This window comes from Streptomyces sp. NPDC029674, from assembly GCF_044903205.1.
Classification (GTDB): domain Bacteria; phylum Actinomycetota; class Actinomycetes; order Streptomycetales; family Streptomycetaceae; genus Streptomyces.
In genome coordinates this window covers 122,918-139,992 of sequence record NZ_JBJDPY010000005.1, presented here as the reverse complement: position 1 = coordinate 139,992, position 17,075 = coordinate 122,918, and the positions used below count along the sequence as shown (strand labels likewise).

Here is a 17,075-nt window from a genome sequence, read left to right as displayed (position 1 = left end):
ACATGACCACCAGCATCAGCAACCGCACGGGCGCCGGTGACGTCGCCGCCGCCGCGGGGACACTCCGGCTGGCCACGGCCGGTTCCGTCGACGACGGCAAGTCGACGTTGGTGGGACGGCTGCTGCACGACTCCAAGTCGATCCTCACCGATCAGCTGGAGGCCGTCGAGCGTGCCTCGCGCGGCCGCGGCGCAGCCGGACCCGACCTGGCGCTCCTGACCGACGGCCTGCGGGCCGAACGGGAGCAGGGCATCACCATCGACGTCGCCTACCGCTACTTCGCCACCGCCCGGCGCCGTTTCATCCTCGCCGACACCCCCGGCCATGTGCAGTACACGCGCAACATGGTCACCGGCGCCTCCACCGCCGACCTGGCCGTCATCCTGGTCGACGCCCGCAAGGGCGTGGTCGAACAGACCCGCCGCCACGCCGCCGTCGCCGCCCTGCTGCGCGTCCCGCACGTGGTTCTCGCGGTGAACAAGATGGACCTGACCGACTACGCCGAATCCGTCTTCGCCGCCATCGCGGAGGAGTTCACCGCCTACGCCACCGAACTCGGCACAGCCGAGGTCACCGCCATCCCCGTCTCCGCCCTCGTCGGCGACAACGTGGTCGAGCCTTCCGAGCTCATGGACTGGTACCGCGGCCCCACCGTCCTGGAACACCTGGAATCCGTTCCGGTAGACCACGACCCGGACACCTGCCCCGCCCGCCTCCCCGTGCAGTACGTCATCCGCCCGAGGACCGCCACGCACCCCGACTACCGCGGCTACGCCGGACAGATCGCCGCCGGCACCTTCCGGGTCGGGCAGCCCGTCACCGTGCTGCCCTCCGGACGGACCTCCGTCATCACCGGCATCGACCTGCTCGGCACAGCCGTCGACGTCGCGCGGGATCCCCAGTCGGTCACCGTTCTCCTTGCGGACGACATCGACATCTCCCGCGGCGACCTCCTGGTGCCCTCCGGTGAAGCCCCCACGCTCAGCCGGGACGTGGACGCCACCGTCTGCCACGTCGCCGACACGCCCCTCACCGTCGGCCAGCGGGTCCTGCTCAAACACACCACCCGCACCGTCAACGCCATCGTCAAGGACATCCCGTCGCGGCTGGCCCTGGAGGACCTGTCCCAGCACCCGGCCCCCGGCCGGCTCGTCGCCAACGACATCGGCCGGGTCAGGGTCCGCACCGCCGAACCGGTCGCTCTGGACTCCTACGCCGACTCCCGGCGCACCGGTTCCTTCCTCCTGATCGACCCCGCCGACGGCACCACCCTCGCCGCCGGAATGAGCAGTCAATCTCCGGCACAGCGGGGGCACCGGCCCCTGAAGGTCACCTCGACCGCCGAGACGCTGAACCCGTAGCGCTCCGCGGGCGGCAGGTCGGTCAGGAGGTCGCCGACGGGATGGACGTCGCGGATGGTGCCGCAGCCCGAGCACACCAAGTGCTGGTGGGGGCGGCAGGCGTTCGGGTCGTACCGCTTGGCGCGGCCGTCCGTGCTGACCTCGATCACCTCGCCGAGGGAGACCAGTTCGCGGAGCGTGTTGTAGACGGTGGCGCGCGAGATCTCCGGCAGGCGGGCGCTCGCCCGGGCGAGCACCTCGTCGGCGGTCAGGTGGACGTGTTCGCCGTCGAGCACCTCGGCGACCACGCGACGTTGCGCGGTCAGCCGCCAGCCGCGTCCGCGAAGCCGTTGGAGCAGGTCACTCATGACCACCAGCCCTCACTGTGCATAGTCGGTGCCTCGTCCGTCCCTGGCCCGTACCTGGCCCGCGCCCAGTCATGCCTGGCTCGTACGAATGAATCCGCGTGCGCCTGTCTTCCGTATTGACTTGGATTTCGTCCATCGTAGGATCGGATCCGGCTGACAGCCAAGGGACAGGGCAACGGCAGGCAACAGCACGGGACTTCACCGGATCCGGGTCGCCTTCCGGCCCGTGCGTGCGCCCGCTCCACCACCCTCCGCTCGTGAGCACCGCGATCCGCCCTCTCCGGAAGGATTCCCATGACCGAGAACCACGACGCGATCGTCACCGACCCCAAACCGGAGGAGACGGAGGGCTGCCCGGTCGCGCACCGCGCGCCGCATCCGACGCAGGGCGGCGGGAACCGGCAGTGGTGGCCGGAGCGCCTCAATCTGAAGATCCTCGCCAAGAACCCCGCCGTGGCCAACCCGCTCGGCGAGGAGTTCGACTACGCCGAGGCGTTCAAGGGCCTCGACCTGCCCGCCGTGAAGCGGGACATCGCCGAGGTGCTGACGACCTCCCAGGACTGGTGGCCCGCCGACTTCGGCAACTACGGCCCCTTCATGATCCGCATGGCGTGGCACAGCGCGGGCACCTACCGGATCAGTGACGGCCGCGGCGGCGCGGGCGCCGGACAGCAGCGTTTCGCCCCGCTCAACAGCTGGCCGGACAACGCCAGCCTCGACAAGGCCCGCCGACTGCTGTGGCCGGTCAAGAAGAAGTACGGTCAGTCCCTTTCGTGGGCCGACCTCCTGATCCTCACCGGCAACGTGGCCCTGGAGACGATGGGCTTCGAGACCTTCGGCTTCGGCGGCGGCCGCGAAGACGTGTGGGAGCCCGACGAGGACGTCTACTGGGGCCCCGAGACGACCTGGCTCGGCGACGAGCGCTACACCGGCGACCGCGAGCTGGAGAACCCACTCGGGGCGGTCCAGATGGGCCTCATCTACGTCAACCCCGAAGGCCCGAACGGCAATCCGGACCCGATCGCCGCGGCCCGCGACATCCGCGAGACGTTCCGCCGCATGGCGATGAACGACGAGGAGACGGTCGCCCTGATCGCGGGCGGCCACACCTTCGGCAAGACCCACGGCGCCGGCCCGGCCGACGCGGTCGGCGACGACCCCGAGGCCGCCCCGATGGAGCAGATGGGCCTCGGCTGGAAGAGCACGCACGGCACCGGCGCGGGCCCCGACGCCATCACCAGCGGACTCGAGGGCATCTGGACCGACACCCCCACGACGTGGGACAACAGCTTCTTCGAGATCCTCTTCGGCTACGAGTGGGAGCTCTTCAAGAGCCCCTCGGGCGCGCACCAGTGGCGGCCGAAGGACGGCGCGGGCGCGGGCACCGTCCCCGACGCCTTCGACGCGTCGAAGACGCACGCCCCGACGATGCTGACGACCGACCTGTCGCTCCGCTTCGACCCCGTGTACGAGCAGATCTCGCGCCGCTTCAAGGACGACCCCGACGCGTTCGCGGACGCCTTCGCGCGCGCCTGGTACAAGCTCACCCACCGCGACATGGGCCCGATCGTCCGCTACCTCGGCCCGGAGGTCCCGAGCGAGACGCTGCTGTGGCAGGACCCGCTGCCCGAGGCGACGTACGAGACCATCGACGCCGGTGACGTCGCCGCGCTGAAGGCGCAGGTCCTCGACTCGGACCTGTCGGTGTCCCAGCTCGTGTCGACCGCGTGGGCGGCGGCCTCCTCGTTCCGGGGCAGCGACAAGCGCGGCGGGGCCAACGGCGCGCGCATCCGCCTGGAGCCGCAGCGCGGCTGGGAGGTCAACAACCCCGACGAGCTCGCGGCGGTCCTCCGCACCCTGGAGGGCATTCAGGAGTCCTTCAACTCGGGCCGCACCGACGGCAAGCAGGTCTCGCTCGCCGACCTGATCGTGCTGGCCGGCGGCGCGGCCGTCGAACAGGCCGCCAAGGACGCAGGATTCGCCGTCGAGGTGCCCTTCACGCCGGGCCGCGTCGACGCGACGCAGGAGCAGACCGACGTGGAGTCGTTCGCCGCGATCGAGCCGCCCGCCGACGGGTTCCGCAACTACGTCGGCAAGGGCAACCGCCTGCCGGCCGAGTTCCTCCTCCTCGACAAGGCGAACCTGCTCACCCTGAGCGCCCCGGAGATGACGGTCCTCGTGGGCGGCCTGCGCGTCCTGGGCGCGAACCACCAGGGCTCCGGGCTCGGCGTCCTCACCACGAGGCCCGGGACTCTGACCAACGACTTCTTCGTCAACCTGCTCGACCTGGACACGCGGTGGAAGTCCACGTCGGAGGCCCAGGACACGTTCGAGGGCCGCGACTCCTCGGGCACGGTCAAGTGGACCGGCACCCGGGCCGACCTGGTCTTCGGCTCGAACTCCGAGCTGCGTGCGCTCGCCGAGGTCTACGCGAGCGACGACGCGAAGGAGAAGTTCGTGAACGACTTCGTCGCGGCGTGGGTGAAGGTCATGAACCTCGACCGGTTCGACCTCGTTTGATCCCTCTGCCCCGGAGGTCCGGGCCGGCCCTCGCGGGTCGGCCCGGACCTCTGTCCGACGTCCACTGTCGAAACTGACGTGCCGATGCGGTCGGCGGGCGTGCAGACTCGGCGCATGGTGGACATGTGGGCGTTCCGTGACGCGGTGAACCGGTGGGCGGCCGGCGGGCCCGGTGGCGCGGCGAGTGAACTGGCCGGGCAACTGGGGCTGCGGACGGCCGTGTTGCTGGAGGGGCCGAGCGACCTCGCGGCCGTCGAGACGCTGGCCGCACGGCGCGGCCGGGACCTGGCGGCCGAAGGCGTGTGCGTCGTGCCGATGGGCGGGGCGATGAACGTCGGGCGCTATGCCGCACTCCTCGGACCGCCCGGACTCGGGCTGCGCCTGACCGGACTGTGCGACGTGGCCGAGCAGGGCTTCTACGACCGGGGGCTGGAGCGGGCGGGCGCCTCGCGCCAGGGCGTCTTCGTGTGCGCGGCCGACCTGGAGGACGAGCTGATCCGCGCGCTGGGCACGGAGAAGGCCGAAGAGATCGTCCGGGCGGAGGGCGACCTGCGTGCCTGGCAGACCCTGCGCCGGCAGCCCGCCCACCAGGGGCGCCCCGCGCACCAGCAGCTGCGGCGCTTCCTCGGCACGAAGAAGGGACGCAAGATCCGGTACGGCCACCTCCTGGTGGCGGCCCTGGAACCCGGCCGGGTACCGGCCCCGCTCGACGGCCTTCTCAGTTCCGTCCCGGTCGGTGGCCCGATCCAGCACTGAGGCGCGGCCGACAGGGTCCGCCCAGGGGGCCCTGTCACGGCTTTCAGGAGTCATAAGGCATGCTTATGGGGTCATAAAGCAGACCCGCCTACTTACTTAGGCTTGCCTTAGTTTAGGCTTTCCCTCGAGTCACTCCATCACCGCTCGAAGGGAACCTCAACATGCCTCGCCCTCTGCGGGTAGCCATTGTCGGAGCCGGCCCCGCCGGAATCTATGCCGCCGACGCGCTGCTCAAGTCCGCAGTGGCGGTCGAGCCGGGTGTGTCGATCGACCTCTTCGAGCGGATGCCGGCCCCCTTCGGCCTGATCCGTTACGGCGTCGCCCCCGACCACCCGCGCATCAAGGGCATCATCACGGCCCTGCACCAGGTGCTCGACAAGCCCCAGATCCGCCTCTTCGGCAACGTCGACTACCCGCGCGACATCAGCCTGGACGACCTGCGCGCGTTCTACGACGCGGTGATCTTCTCCACGGGTGCGACGGCCGACCGCGCGCTCGACATACCCGGCATCGACCTCGACGGTTCCTACGGCGCCGCCGACTTCGTCTCCTGGTACGACGGACACCCCGACGTGCCGCGGACGTGGCCGCTGGACGCCGAGAAGGTCGCCGTCCTCGGCGTCGGCAACGTCGCGCTCGACGTCGCCCGCATCCTCGCCAAGACCGCCGACGAACTGCTGCCCACCGAGATCCCGGCCAACGTCCACGAAGGCCTCAAGGCCAACAAGGCGCTGGAAGTCCACGTGTTCGGGCGCCGCGGCCCCGCGCAGGCGAAGTTCAGCCCGATGGAGCTGCGGGAGCTGGACCACTCGCCGAACATCGAGGTCATCGTCGACCCCGAGGACATCGACTACGACGACGGCTCGATCGCGACCCGGCGCGGCAACAAGCAGGCCGACATGGTCGCCAAGACCCTGGAGAACTGGGCCATCCGCGACGTCGGCGACCGCCCGCACAAATTGTTCCTGCATTTCTTCGAGTCGCCCGTCGAGATCCTCGGCGAGGACGGCAAGGTCGTCGGCCTGCGCACCGAGCGCACCGCCCTCGACGGCACCGGCAACGTCAAGGGCACCGGCGAGTTCAAGGACTGGGACCTCGGCGCCGTCTACCGTGCCGTCGGTTACCTCTCCGACGAACTGCCCAAGCTGCCCTGGGACGTCGCGACGGGCACCGTTCCGGACGCGGCGGGCCGCGTGATCGAGGAGTCGGGCGAACACCTTCGGTCGACGTACGTCACCGGATGGATCCGGCGCGGCCCCGTGGGCCTCATCGGCCACACCAAGGGCGACGCCAACGAAACGGTCGCCAGCCTCCTCGACGACCGCGAGAACGGCCGGCTGCTCACCCCCGCCTCGCCCGAGCCCGAGGCCGTCGACGCCTTCCTCGGCGAGCGGAACGTCCGCTTCACCACGTGGGACGGCTGGTACCGCCTCGACGCCGCGGAGAAGGCGCTGGGCGAGCCGCAGGGCCGCGAGCGCGTGAAGATCGTCGAGCGTGAGGACATGCTCGACGCGAGCGGCGCGTAAGGCTCCGGCCGGTCCCCTCGCTCCCGGTCGTCAGCCGAGGTGCCCCGTGGCGCCGAGGCTGACGACCTGCCGGTTGTGGAAGAAGTCGTCCTCGCGCAGTTCGGTGATGCTGCCCGAGGGCGCCCGGAAACTGACCGACCCCAGTGACTCGTACGGCATCTTGATCCACGCCGTCACGACGAACGTCAGGGCGAAGCCGTGCGTCACGACGATCTGGTGGGTGGCGGGGCGCCCCAGGATGTCGTCCATGGCGTCGTGGACGCGCCGCGCGCACTCCCCTCTGGTCTCGGCGCCCGGCACGCCCTCGTGGTGGCCCATGCGGTCGCCCGTGGCCGGGGGCGGTACGAAGCGCCGGTCCAGCCACTCCTGCGGGCGGCCCTCCGCCTCTCCGTAGGACTTCTCCCGCAGTCTGCGGTCGAGGACCGGCGCCACGCCGAACAGCCCGGCGATCTCGTCCGCCGTCCGCCGGGCCCGTCGCAGATCCGACGAGACCACCTCCACCTCCACGCCCTCGGGGATCTCCGCCCGCAGCGTCCGCGCGATGGCCCCCGCGGCGCGCAGGCCCGCCGCCGTGAGCCGTGAATCGTGCCATCCGCCGACCACCTTCTCGATGTGGTGGGCCGCCTCCGGGTGGGCGACGACGTACATGCTCCGCATCGGTTCCTGCCTTTCTGCCGGGTGGCTCCGGAAGAGATGATGCCGGGTCGCGGAGCTGGCCTGATCCGCCGCGTGCGCAGGCGAGTTGGTGTCGTACCGACGTAACATGACCACCCGATCGGTGAGCCGGGCCGGGGGCGGGGATCGTGGAGCGGGGGCGGTGCGGGGCAAGGACCCATGGAGCTGGGCGTGAACAGGGACATGCACTACCGCTTGCTGGGGCCGGTCGAAGCGTGGCGCGCGGGCCGGCGCCTCGCCCTCGGCGGGCCCAAGCCCCGCGCGCTGCTCGCGGCACTGCTCCTGGAGCCCGGCCGGGTCGTCTCCGCCGAGGCGCTGATCGACGTGATCTGGGGTGACCGCCCGCCCGACACCGCGCGGTCCCTGATCCAGTCGTACGTCTCCGCGCTGCGCCGCTCGCTGTCCGCCGACGTCATCGAGACACAACCGCCGGGCTATCTCATCCACGCGGACGCCGACGTCGTCGACCGCGTCGCGTTCGAACAGCTTGCCGCGCGGGGCCGGCAGGCGGCGGCCGCGGGCGCCCACGCCGACGCGGCGCGGCTGCTCAGCGAGGCCCTCGCGCTGTGGCGCGGCCCCGCGCTCGGCGGGATCGGCGAGACGCTGCGCGCCATGGCCGACCAACTGGAGGAGGCCCGGCAGGCCGCCCTGGAGGAGCGGATCGCCGCCGACCTCGCGCAGGCGGGCCACGAGACGGAGCTGGTCGGCGAGCTCACCGCCCTCGTGGCCACCCACCCCACCCGCGAACGGCTGCGCGCCCAACTGATGCTCGCCCTCTACCGGTTGGGCCGTCAGGCCGACGCGCTCGCCGTGTACGCGGAGGGACGCGACGTACTCGCCGAGGAGCTGGGGCTCGACCCCGGACCCGGACTCCGCTCGATGCACGAGGCCATCCTGCGGGCGGACGCGGCGCTGCTGCCCGCACCGAGGCAGACGACGGTGGCCACGCACAGCGCCGAGCCCGGGACGAAGGACGGTCCCGCCCTCGAAGGCCCCGACACCGACTCCGGCCCCTCGGCCACCCGCCCGCCCCCCGCCCTCCTGCCGCCCGCCATCGGCGACTTCACCGGACGCGAGACACAGCTCAGTGAGGTGCGGGCCGCGCTGACGGGCCCCGGACCCCGGCAGGCCGTGCCCGTCGTCGTCATCTCCGGGCCCGGCGGCATCGGCAAGTCCGTCCTCGGCGTCACCGCCGCCCACCGGGCCGCCGACGCCTACCCCGACGGACAGCTCTACGCCGAACTGCGGGGCGCCACCGACCCCGTGGCCCCCGGCGAAGTCCTCGGCCGCCTGCTGCGCGCCCTGGGCGCCGACCCGCCGGAAGGCGACGCCGAACGCAGGGACCTCTTCCGCAGCCTCGTCGCGGGCCGCCGCGTCCTGCTCGTACTCGACGACGCGGGCAGCGAATCCCAGGTCAGACCACTGCTCCCAGGAAGCGCCACCTGCGGCGTGCTGATCACCGCGCGCGCCCGCCTCGGCGCGCTGCCCTGCACCCACCGCGCGGACCTCGACGTCCTCGACACGGAGCCCGGAACCGATCTCCTGGCCAAGGTCGCGGGCGAACGGCGGGTCCGCGAGGATCCCGCGGCCGCCCGCCGCATCGTGGAGCTCTGCGGCGGCCTCCCGCTCGCCCTGCGCATCGCCGGAGCCCGCCTCGCGACCCGCAGCCACTGGTCGGCGCGCGCCCTCGCCGACCGGCTCGCCGACGAGCACCACCGCCTCGACGAGCTCTCCGTCGGCGACCTGGAGGTCCGGGCGGGCCTCGGCCTGAGCTACCGCGCCCTGGACGCCCCGGCCAGGACCGCCCTGCGCCGCCTCGGCCTGCTCGCCGCGCCCGACGTCGCGTCCTGGGTGGTCGCCGCGCTGCTCGACGCGCCGGAAGCCGAAGCGGAACGCGTCGTGGAGCAGCTCATCGACGCCCAGCTGCTGCACTGCACGATCGTGGACCGCGCGGGCCAGCCCCGCTACCGGCCGCACGACCTCGTCCGGGTGTACGCCGCCGAACGCGCCGAGGCCGAGGACACCCCCGCCGAACGCTCCGCCGCCGTCGGCCGGGCGCTCGGCGCCGGGCTCTGGCTGACCGGCCGCGTCGCGTCCGCGACACCGTCCGGAGCGGTCGAACTGCACCGCGGCTTCCTCGACTCGGGCGGCCCCGCGAGCTCGGCGCCCGGCGCCCTGCGGGACGTCGTGCGGCCCGTCGGCCCGGCCGCCGTCCGGCGGGCGCTCGCCGACCCGGCGGCCTGGTTCGAGGCGGAGGCCGACGCGTTCGCCGCCGCCGTGGAACGCGCCGCGGCCTTCGACCTGCACACCCTGGCCTGCGAGGCCGCGGCCGCCCTGTGCTCGTCCGCGTACGCCGTCGGCAACCGCTTCGAGGCCTGGTGGCGCAGCCACGACGCCGCCCTGGCCGCCGCCCGGCGCGCCGAGGACCGCTCCGGCGAGGCCCTCCTCCTCATCGGTCTCGGCCAACTCCGCTACGAACAGGACCGGTTCACCGAGTCGCAGGACTACTTCCGGCAGGCGGCCGGGATCTGCGCCGATCTCGGCGACGCGCGCGGCCGGGCCGCTGCCCTCGCCGGACTCGGCAGCGCCCTGCGTGAGGCGGGACGGCTGCGTGCCGCGCTGGACGTGCTCGGCCGGGCCGTCCACGGCTTCCGCGCGCTGCGTGACGACCCGGGGCTCGGCCTCTCCTGCCGCTTCGCCGGCACCGTCCACCTCGAACTCGGCGAACACGAGGAGGCGTTCACGCTCCTCGACGCATCCCTGCGGGCGTACCGAAGGCTCGGCAGCCGCCGCGGCGAAGCGCTCACGCTGCGCTCGCTGAGCCTCGTCCACCGCTCACTCGGCGAGTACGCCGAGGCGGAGCGGCTCGCCGACCGTGCGGTGACGCTCCTCGCCGCCATCGGGGACTCGCTGATGTCGGCGTACGCCGTGCAGGCCAGGGCCAAGTGCCGGATGAGGATGGGGCGTTCGGCCGACGCCGCCGCCGAGCTGCGCGGGGTCCTGGACACCTGCCGGACCCACCGTGACCGCTTCGGCGAGGCGCTCACGCTGCGCACCCTCGGCGAGTGCGAACTCGCCGACGGCCGGATCGCCGCGGCCGAACAGCTCCTCACCGAGGCGGCCGACCTCTGGGCGGCCCTCGGTCTCCCGCTGGCCCGCGCCCGCACGCTGCGCGATCTCGCCGCGGCGCGGGAGGCCGCGGGCGCGCACGACGAGGCGCTCGCGCTGCGCGCGGAGGCACGGGAGGTCTTCACGGCGTACGAGGCGCGCGAGCGGCACGAGAGCTGACCGGATGCCCGAACCGGCCGCTCCACAAGCCCGCTTGGCGCGGAATTGCAGAGAACTTGCAGCGGTGTGCGTCAGGCTCTACGTGTCGGCGGAGCAGTGAGGCCGACAGCAACGGGGGAAACAACGGGGGACTATCGGGGGAAAGGCCACTGTTGCGCTCACGGCCCATACGACCGAGGCAGTCGGCCGTATGGGCCTGCGGCACGTGGAGCCACGGCAAAGGCGCGGTGGAGCCACGGCAGGACCGGGGGACTCCGGGGGCGGGCAGCAGCCCGTCCCCGGAGCTTTGCCCGCCGCGAAGACTTCCGTAACAGAGGGGGCCGGCATGCCGCCGATCATTCTCATGAGCGATCCCCGTGTCGCCGACATGCCCGTCCACGACTGCGGCGAAGTCCTCGTCGACCTGCGCCACCTGCCCTTCGTCGACGTCGACGACCGCCTCGCCGACCCGGCAGGCGCCTACGCCCAGCTCCGCGAGGGCGTCACCTGGCGGCTCGCCCGCGCCGCCCGGCTGCTGCCCGAAGGCCTCCGCCTGCTGATCACCGAGGGCTACCGGCCGCTCGACCTGCAGATCAAGTACTTCGAGGAGTACGCGGCCGAGCTCAGACGAGCCCATCCCGACTGGTCGGACGACCACCTCCACCACCAGGCGAGCCGCTCCCTCTCACCGCCCGAGGTGGCCCCGCACGTCGCGGGCGCCGCGGTCGACATCACCCTGTGCACCACGGACGGCACCGAACTCGACCTGGGCACACCGGTGAACGCGGGCCCCGAGGAGAGCGACGGCGCCTGCTACACGGACACCGACCGCATCACCGCCGAGGCCCGCCGCAACCGCCGCACTCTCGCCGCGGCCCTGGCCACGGCGGGCCTGGTGAACTACCCCACCGAGTGGTGGCACTGGTCCTACGGCGACCGCTACTGGGCCCTCACCACCAGCGCCCCCAGGGCCCACTACGGAGCGGTCGCCTTCCGAACCGGCTAGGGCGTGTCTTTCGGATCAGCCCGGGCCCGCGACGCCTGGCACGGCGCCTCGCGGCGTTGTCGCATCACCCACGGACACCCAGTCCGCGGGCGATGCTCCGCCTTGCGATGCACCGCACCAGACGCCGCGGGCTGTCCGGACCGATCCAAAAGACACGCCCTAACCCAGCGGCACGTCGAGGCGGGCGCGGCGGTGGCTGAAGGTGGCGATGGAGTGCGGGCCGTGGTAGCTGCCCATGCCGCTCTCACCGACACCGCCGAACGGCAGCTCGGCCACGCGCAGATGAGCCATCGGCAGTCCGAAGCCGAGCCCGCCGGACGAGGTCTCGGCGGCGAGCCGCTGCCGGGTGGTCTCGTTCTCCGTGAAGCCGTACAGGGCGAGCGGCTTGTCGCGGTCGTTGATGAACGCGATGGCCTCGTCCAGGCCCTCGACCTCCACGATGGGCAGCACCGGGCCGAAGATCTCCTCGCGCATGACGGGGTCGTCCCCCGTCACTCCGGTCAGGACGGTCGGCGCGATGTACACGTCGTCCCGGTCGGTCCGCCCGCCGAACACCGGCGTACCGGAACCGAGCAGGGCGGACACGCGGTCGAAGTGCCGCTCGTTCACCATGCGTCCGTACGCGGGGGAGGACTGCGGGTCGGTGCCGAAGAGGCGCTCCACGGCCTCGGCGAGCGCGACTTCCAGGGCGCGGGCGGTGGCCGGGTCGGTCAGGACGTAGTCCGGCGCCACGCAGGTCTGCCCGGCGTTGCGGAACTTGGCGTCGGCGAGGCGCGCGGCCACCACCGTGACGTCGGCGTCGCGGTCGACGAACACCGGGGACTTGCCGCCCAGTTCGAGGGTGACGGGCGTGAGGTGCTCGGCGGCGGCGCGCATCACGATGCGGCCGACCGTGCCGTTGCCGGTGTAGAAGATGTGGTCGAAGCGCTGGGCGAGCAGCGCCGTGGTCTCCGGCACGCCTCCCTCGACGACGGCGACCGCCTCCTGGTCCAGGTAGCGGGGCACGAGGTCCGCCATCAACCCGGACGTGGCCGGGGCGAGTTCGCTCGGCTTGAGGAGCACGGTGTTGCCCGCGGCGAGCGCGCCCGCCACCGGTACGAGGGACAGCTGCACCGGGTAGTTCCAGGGCGCGATGACCAGCACGGTGCCCAGCGGCTCGTACTGCGTACCGGCCGTGGACCCCTCGGGCAGCCCGGCGAGGGACGCCTGGTCGAGCGGCTGCGGAGCGAGCCATTCGGCCAGGTGCGCCAGCGTGTGATCGATCTCGTGGACGGGCAGGTCGACCTCGGCGCCGTACGCCTCGGGGCGGGGCTTGCGCAGATCGCTGTGCAGCGCGTCGGCGATGGCCTCGCGGTTCTCGGTGAACAGCGCGCGCAGCCGGGTGAGCTGCTCCTGGCGCCAGGCGAGGGGCCGGGTGCGGCCGGTGGCGAAGGTGGCGCGCAGCCGGGCGACGACGGCTGCCGCGGTCCGGTCGGTCTGCTCGGTCTGCTCGGTCTGTTCGGGGGAGGTGACGTCGGTGGTCATGGGGGGTTCCTCAGGGAGTGCTGTGCGGAGGGTGCGGAGAGTCGTCGGGCCGGGCGTCCGTGCCGAGCAGGCCGGTCGCGAGGGCGTCCGTGGCCGGGGGCAGCAGGCCGCGGGGGTCGGGCGCCGACTCCAGGCCGACGACGAGGGCGATACAGATGTCGGCGGCGCGCGCGGGCCCGACCCCGGCGACCGTGCCCGCCTCGGTGAACAGCCCGGTCAGCAGGGACCGCAGGTCCGCGGTGAACGACGTGCAGATGTCGCCGAAGAGGCGGGTCTTCTCGTCGATCAGCTCGGCGGCGTGCGGGGAGTCCCCGGCGAGCTGGAGCACCAGGCCGAGCTTGGCGGCCAGGACGCCGTGCAGCCGGTCCGGGTACGGCGCGTCGGAGGCGGCGGCTTCGCGGGCCCGCCGGAGCGCCTGCTCGTGGAGGCGTCCGGCGAGCCTGCGGAAGGCGTCGTCCTTGCTGCGGACGTACTGGTAGACGGCCGACCGGGACACGCCCATGGCGGTGGCGATGTCGTCCATCGTGGTGCGTCGCACGCCGTACCGCGTGAGGCAGTAGTAGGCGGCGTCGAGGACCTCGTCGAGCCGGTCGGTGCCCATGGTTCAGGCCAGTTTCTTGAGCAGTTCGTCGGCGAGCGGGGCGGAGGAGGCCGGGTTCTGGCCGGTGACCAGGCTGCCGTCGACGACCACGTGCGGGGCCCAGGGCTCGCCCTCCTGGAAGTCGGCGCCGCCCTGGACCAGGCGGTCCTGAAGCAGCCACTCGGCGCGGTCCGCGAGTCCGGCCTGGGTCTCCTCGGCGTTGGTGAAGCCGGTGAGGCGGCGGCCCGCGAAGGCGGGGGTGCCGTCGGCGGAGACGGCCGCCAGGAGCGCTGCCGGGGCGTGGCAGACGATGCCGAGCGGCTTGCCGGTGTCCAGGGCCAGGTTGATCAGGCGGCCGGAGTCGGGGTCGACGGCGAGGTCCTCCATGGGCCCGTGACCGCCCGGGTAGAAGACGGCGGCGTAGTCGTCGAGGTCGACGTCCGCCAGCGTGACCGGGTGCTGGAGCTCGGTGAAGGCGGCGAGGGAGGCGGCGACCTTGTCGGCACCTTCCTGCCCGCCGTTGGCCTCCGGGGCGAGGGAGCCGCGGTCGACGGTGGGCACGACGCCGCCCGGCGTGGCGACGACGACCTCGTGACCAGCGGCCTTGAACGCCTCGTACGGAGCGACGGCCTCCTCGGCCCAGAAGCCGGTGGGATGCCGGGTGCCGTCGGCCAGCGTCCAGTGGTCGACGCCGGTGACTACGAACAGGATCTTCGACATGCGGTGCTCTCCGATGGACGGGTCCGACGTTCTGGCCGGGCTGACGTTCTGGTCGCGCTGACGTTCTGGATCCAGACCGTCAGAGCGGTGATGTCCTCGACGGTAAATCTTTCGGGCATAGGTATCCAATGAGGAATCCGATGGGAGGTATCGGAAAACCGATGCCGGTGCAGGGCGGAGGGTGCCAGTGCCTCGTCAGTCCGTGGATCCGGAGTCCTTGCGCCGGCCGGCGTTGAAGCGCGCCTTCTTCTGGCGGTTCCCGCACGTGTTCATGTCGCACCACCTGCGGGTGCGGCTTCGGCTGGTGTCGAAGAAGGCCGCCCGGCAGGTCGGCGAAGCGCACAGGGCGAGTCTTCCGTCCCGCTCGCCCGAGATGATGCTGATCGCGTCGGCGGCGATCACGCCGAGGGCATCTTCCACGCCGGAGGCCGAGCCGAGCAGCCACCGCCGCTTGCCCTCGGGCGTCAGGGCGGCCGCGGCGCGGCCCTGAGCGCTGCGGTCATTGATGACTTGGACGGCGGACGCGGGGAGAGGGTCCTGGACCGCGGCCGCTGTCGCGGCGGCGTGGATCGACTCCCTCAGTTCCCTGGCGAGGTCGAGCTGGGCCGTGGTGCAGGAGTCCACGTCGAGGCCGTTCACCGCCAGCCAGTCGATGAGCCGGTGCGGCGTGGGGATGCGCTCCACGGCGTTGCCGTGACGCTCCGAGAGGGTCCCCGTGAAGCTGGTCGCCAGCACGGTACCTAGGCGGAAGTCGGGGTACTCGGTGCGCATGGAACCACCATAGCCGGTTGCGGCACGGCTCGACCCGCTGTTAGAACCGTCTTAGACGGTTCGCGACGGATCGTTGCCGGTACCGCGATGGCCAGGAGGTCTCATGCCCCGCCCCAACAGCGACGTACAAGCAGACGCGCAGGCAGTCGCACAAGCTGACGTACAAGCCTTTGAAGCCCGTGCGACCGACGCCGACCTCGACGATCTGCGCGCGCGGCTGGCCGCGGCGCGGCTGCCGGAGGCCGAGACGGTCCAGCGTGCCGGGCCCGGCCCCCACCGATGGGAACAGGGCGTTCCGCTCGCCGACCTCGTCGATGTCGTGAACTACTGGCGCACCGCGTACGAGTGGCGGTCGTTCGAAGAGCGCCTCAACGGGATCGGGCAGTTCCGCACGGTCATCGACGGTCTGGGAATCCACTTCCTGCACCGCCGGTCCACGCGCGCGGACGCCACTCCGCTGCTCTTGACGCACGGCTGGCCGGACAGCGTCGTCCGGTTCATCGACGTGGTGGACGAGCTGGCGGATCCGGAGGACGCGGACGCGCCGGCGTTCCACGTCGTGGTCCCGTCGCTGCCGGGCTTCGGTTACAGCGACAAGCCGGCCACGACCGGCTGGGGGACCGAGAAGATCGCGGCCGCATGGGTGGAACTGATGGGACGGCTCGGCTACGACAAGTTCGTGGCCCACGGCGGCGACTGGGGAGGCAACATCACCACGATCCTCGGCGGCAGGTTCCCGGCGCACGTGCTCGGCATCCACTCCACGTTCGCGGAGGGGCCGCCCGGGTCGACGACGGACGGGCTGACGGCTTCCGAGCGCGAGTGGGCCGAGGAAACCCGCGATTTCTGGCGCCACCGGGCCGCGTACGCGAAGCAGCAGGCGACCCGGCCGCAGACCATCGGCTACTCGCTCGTCGACTCACCGGTGGGGCTGCTCGCCTGGATCCTCGACAAGTTCGCCGAGTGGTCGGACACCGAGGACAGCCCGTTCGAGACGATCTCCATGGACAGAATTCTTGACGACGTCACCCTGTACTGGCTGACGCGGACCGGCGCATCGGCGGCCCGCATCTACTACGAGAGCCACAACTCGCTGGACCCCGAGCTCCGGGTCGACGTCCCGTCGGCACTCACCATGTACCCCCGTGACGTCGAGAAGTGCCCGCGCCCCTGGGCGCAGGAGCGGTACCGGCGGATCGTCCGATGGAGGGAGCCCGAGAGCGGGGGACACTTCCCGTCGCTGGAGGTTCCCCAGTACTTCGTCAAAGATCTTCGCGAGGGCCTGGCGGCAGTGCTGGCCGCCCACCGCCAGCCCCGGCCCGCAGCCCGTCCATGACGAGGTCCATGAGGCGGCCCGCCCGTGACTCCCAGTCGCTGTGCGGGTCGATGTGCCAGAGGCCGGCGATGGCGAGCAGGAAGTCGTCGGGGGTGACTCCGGGCCGGATGGTGCCCGCCTCCTCGTTCGCCCTCAGCAGGTGTTCGATCGCCTCGGTCAGCGGGCCGGGGCCCACACCGGCCAGGCTGCCCAGCGTGCTCGTGGCCTTGCGGATCGCCTCGGCGAGGCCCGCCTTCGCCATCGCGTACCGGACGAGGCGGTCCATCCACTCCCGCAGGGCCCGGTCGGGGTCCCGCGTGTGGAGCAACTGGCAGGCCGCGTCGGAGACTTGCTGGACCTCGTAGCGGTACACCTCCAGGACGAGCGACTCCCGGTTGGGGAAGTTGCGGTAGAACGTGCCCTGTCCGACGCCCGCCTTCTTCGCGATCACGCTGAGCGGCGCGTCGCTCGCCCGCGTCAGCTCCGCCAGGGCCACTTCGAGGATCCGCTCGCGGTTGCGCTGCGCGTCCGAGCGCAAGGGCGCGTCCTTGTGCCGGCCCATTTCGCTCTCCTTCGACCCGTCACGCGGCGCATCACGGCCTGGTTGTGCCTTGCTTAGCGGACAGCTGTCCGCTAAGTTCAACGGTTAACGGACGGCTGTCCGCTTAGGCTCACCATAGCGCCAGTCACGGCCACTGGGGACCCCC

Annotated in this window: 14 protein-coding genes; 7 read left to right on the top strand and 7 right to left on the bottom strand. The window is 72.1% G+C overall.

Annotated features, from left to right (window positions below):
• The first annotated feature begins 2 nt into the window (after window positions 1-2).
• On the top strand, window positions 3-1,361 hold the full coding sequence (locus tag ACI2L3_RS14095; RefSeq protein WP_404752624.1) for a sulfate adenylyltransferase subunit 1: 1,359 nt from the start codon (window positions 3-5) through the stop codon (window positions 1,359-1,361).
• Here ACI2L3_RS14095 and ACI2L3_RS14090 read toward each other — a convergent pair.
• Window positions 1,292-1,708: a Fur family transcriptional regulator gene (locus ACI2L3_RS14090; protein WP_404752623.1), complete on the bottom strand. Its 417-nt coding sequence runs from the start codon at window positions 1,706-1,708 to the stop codon at window positions 1,292-1,294. The genes ACI2L3_RS14095 and ACI2L3_RS14090 overlap by 70 nt on opposite strands.
• Window positions 1,709-2,002: 294 nt before the next feature.
• Between ACI2L3_RS14090 and katG the strand changes: the two genes are divergently transcribed.
• The 3 genes from katG to ACI2L3_RS14075 all read left to right on the top strand — a co-directional run bounded on the left by katG (window position 2,003) and on the right by ACI2L3_RS14075 (window position 6,510).
• Entirely contained in the window at window positions 2,003-4,228 is a 2,226-nt protein-coding gene (gene katG / locus ACI2L3_RS14085) for a catalase/peroxidase HPI (RefSeq protein WP_404752622.1), read from the top strand.
• 114 nt (window positions 4,229-4,342) lie between these two features.
• Window positions 4,343-4,984: a TOPRIM nucleotidyl transferase/hydrolase domain-containing protein gene (locus tag ACI2L3_RS14080; protein ID WP_404752621.1), complete on the top strand. Its 642-nt coding sequence runs from the start codon at window positions 4,343-4,345 to the stop codon at window positions 4,982-4,984.
• A 161-nt stretch (window positions 4,985-5,145) separates the two neighbouring features.
• A complete protein-coding gene (locus ACI2L3_RS14075; RefSeq protein ID WP_404752620.1) occupies window positions 5,146-6,510 on the top strand; it encodes an FAD-dependent oxidoreductase in 1,365 nt (454 codons plus the stop codon).
• 30 nt (window positions 6,511-6,540) lie between these two features.
• Here the strand turns inward: ACI2L3_RS14075 and ACI2L3_RS14070 are convergent, their stop codons facing one another.
• Window positions 6,541-7,167 carry a histidine phosphatase family protein gene (locus ACI2L3_RS14070; protein WP_404752619.1) on the bottom strand — a complete coding sequence of 209 codons (627 nt, stop codon included), beginning with the start codon at window positions 7,165-7,167 and terminating at the stop codon, window positions 6,541-6,543.
• Window positions 7,168-7,356: 189 nt separating this feature from the next.
• Between ACI2L3_RS14070 and ACI2L3_RS14065 the strand changes: the two genes are divergently transcribed.
• Together ACI2L3_RS14065 and ACI2L3_RS14060 are read left to right on the top strand one after the other, a co-directional pair.
• Window positions 7,357-10,473, top strand: a complete 3,117-nt coding sequence (locus tag ACI2L3_RS14065; RefSeq protein WP_404752618.1) for an AfsR/SARP family transcriptional regulator — start codon at window positions 7,357-7,359, stop codon at window positions 10,471-10,473.
• 325 nt (window positions 10,474-10,798) lie between these two features.
• Window positions 10,799-11,458 carry a M15 family metallopeptidase gene (locus tag ACI2L3_RS14060; protein ID WP_404752617.1) on the top strand — a complete coding sequence of 220 codons (660 nt, stop codon included), beginning with the start codon at window positions 10,799-10,801 and terminating at the stop codon, window positions 11,456-11,458.
• Window positions 11,459-11,617: 159 nt separating this feature from the next.
• On the opposite strand, the gene ACI2L3_RS14055 is transcribed toward ACI2L3_RS14060, so the two are convergent.
• The 4 genes from ACI2L3_RS14055 to ACI2L3_RS14040 form a co-directional block, all read right to left on the bottom strand.
• Complete coding sequence (locus tag ACI2L3_RS14055) at window positions 11,618-12,982, bottom strand: aldehyde dehydrogenase family protein (RefSeq protein WP_404752616.1); 1,365 nt, start codon at window positions 12,980-12,982, stop codon at window positions 11,618-11,620.
• 10 nt (window positions 12,983-12,992) lie between these two features.
• Complete coding sequence (locus tag ACI2L3_RS14050; protein ID WP_404752615.1) at window positions 12,993-13,583, bottom strand: TetR/AcrR family transcriptional regulator; 591 nt, start codon at window positions 13,581-13,583, stop codon at window positions 12,993-12,995.
• Window positions 13,584-13,586: 3 nt separating this feature from the next.
• On the bottom strand, window positions 13,587-14,282 hold the full coding sequence (locus ACI2L3_RS14045; protein WP_404752614.1) for a type 1 glutamine amidotransferase domain-containing protein: 696 nt from the start codon (window positions 14,280-14,282) through the stop codon (window positions 13,587-13,589).
• 195 nt (window positions 14,283-14,477) lie between these two features.
• Complete coding sequence (locus ACI2L3_RS14040) at window positions 14,478-15,053, bottom strand: CGNR zinc finger domain-containing protein (protein ID WP_404752613.1); 576 nt, start codon at window positions 15,051-15,053, stop codon at window positions 14,478-14,480.
• A 103-nt stretch (window positions 15,054-15,156) separates the two neighbouring features.
• On the opposite strand from ACI2L3_RS14040, the gene ACI2L3_RS14035 reads away from it, so the two are divergent.
• Window positions 15,157-16,389, top strand: coding sequence for an epoxide hydrolase family protein (locus ACI2L3_RS14035; protein WP_404752612.1), 1,233 nt, complete (start codon window positions 15,157-15,159; stop codon window positions 16,387-16,389).
• Here ACI2L3_RS14035 and ACI2L3_RS14030 read toward each other — a convergent pair.
• On the bottom strand, window positions 16,316-16,930 hold the full coding sequence (locus tag ACI2L3_RS14030; RefSeq protein WP_404752611.1) for a TetR/AcrR family transcriptional regulator: 615 nt from the start codon (window positions 16,928-16,930) through the stop codon (window positions 16,316-16,318). The two genes, ACI2L3_RS14035 and ACI2L3_RS14030, sit on opposite strands and share 74 nt — an antisense overlap.
• Between the last annotated feature and the right edge of the window lie 145 nt (window positions 16,931-17,075).

What these genes read in the sequence shown, in the direction of transcription:
- ACI2L3_RS14095 (WP_404752624.1), top strand. Translation starts at nt 3, where the DNA reads ATGACCACCAGCATCAGCAACCGCACGGGCGCCGGTGACGTCGCCGCC.
- ACI2L3_RS14090 (WP_404752623.1), bottom strand. Translation starts at nt 1,708, where the DNA reads ATGAGTGACCTGCTCCAACGGCTTCGCGGACGCGGCTGGCGGCTGACC.
- katG (WP_404752622.1), top strand. Translation starts at nt 2,003, where the DNA reads ATGACCGAGAACCACGACGCGATCGTCACCGACCCCAAACCGGAGGAG.
- ACI2L3_RS14080 (WP_404752621.1), top strand. Translation starts at nt 4,343, where the DNA reads ATGGTGGACATGTGGGCGTTCCGTGACGCGGTGAACCGGTGGGCGGCC.
- ACI2L3_RS14075 (WP_404752620.1), top strand. Translation starts at nt 5,146, where the DNA reads ATGCCTCGCCCTCTGCGGGTAGCCATTGTCGGAGCCGGCCCCGCCGGA.
- ACI2L3_RS14070 (WP_404752619.1), bottom strand. Translation starts at nt 7,167, where the DNA reads ATGCGGAGCATGTACGTCGTCGCCCACCCGGAGGCGGCCCACCACATC.
- ACI2L3_RS14060 (WP_404752617.1), top strand. Translation starts at nt 10,799, where the DNA reads ATGCCGCCGATCATTCTCATGAGCGATCCCCGTGTCGCCGACATGCCC.
- ACI2L3_RS14055 (WP_404752616.1), bottom strand. Translation starts at nt 12,982, where the DNA reads ATGACCACCGACGTCACCTCCCCCGAACAGACCGAGCAGACCGAGCAG.
- ACI2L3_RS14050 (WP_404752615.1), bottom strand. Translation starts at nt 13,583, where the DNA reads ATGGGCACCGACCGGCTCGACGAGGTCCTCGACGCCGCCTACTACTGC.
- ACI2L3_RS14045 (WP_404752614.1), bottom strand. Translation starts at nt 14,282, where the DNA reads ATGTCGAAGATCCTGTTCGTAGTCACCGGCGTCGACCACTGGACGCTG.
- ACI2L3_RS14040 (WP_404752613.1), bottom strand. Translation starts at nt 15,053, where the DNA reads ATGCGCACCGAGTACCCCGACTTCCGCCTAGGTACCGTGCTGGCGACC.
- ACI2L3_RS14035 (WP_404752612.1), top strand. Translation starts at nt 15,157, where the DNA reads ATGCCCCGCCCCAACAGCGACGTACAAGCAGACGCGCAGGCAGTCGCA.
- ACI2L3_RS14030 (WP_404752611.1), bottom strand. Translation starts at nt 16,930, where the DNA reads ATGGGCCGGCACAAGGACGCGCCCTTGCGCTCGGACGCGCAGCGCAAC.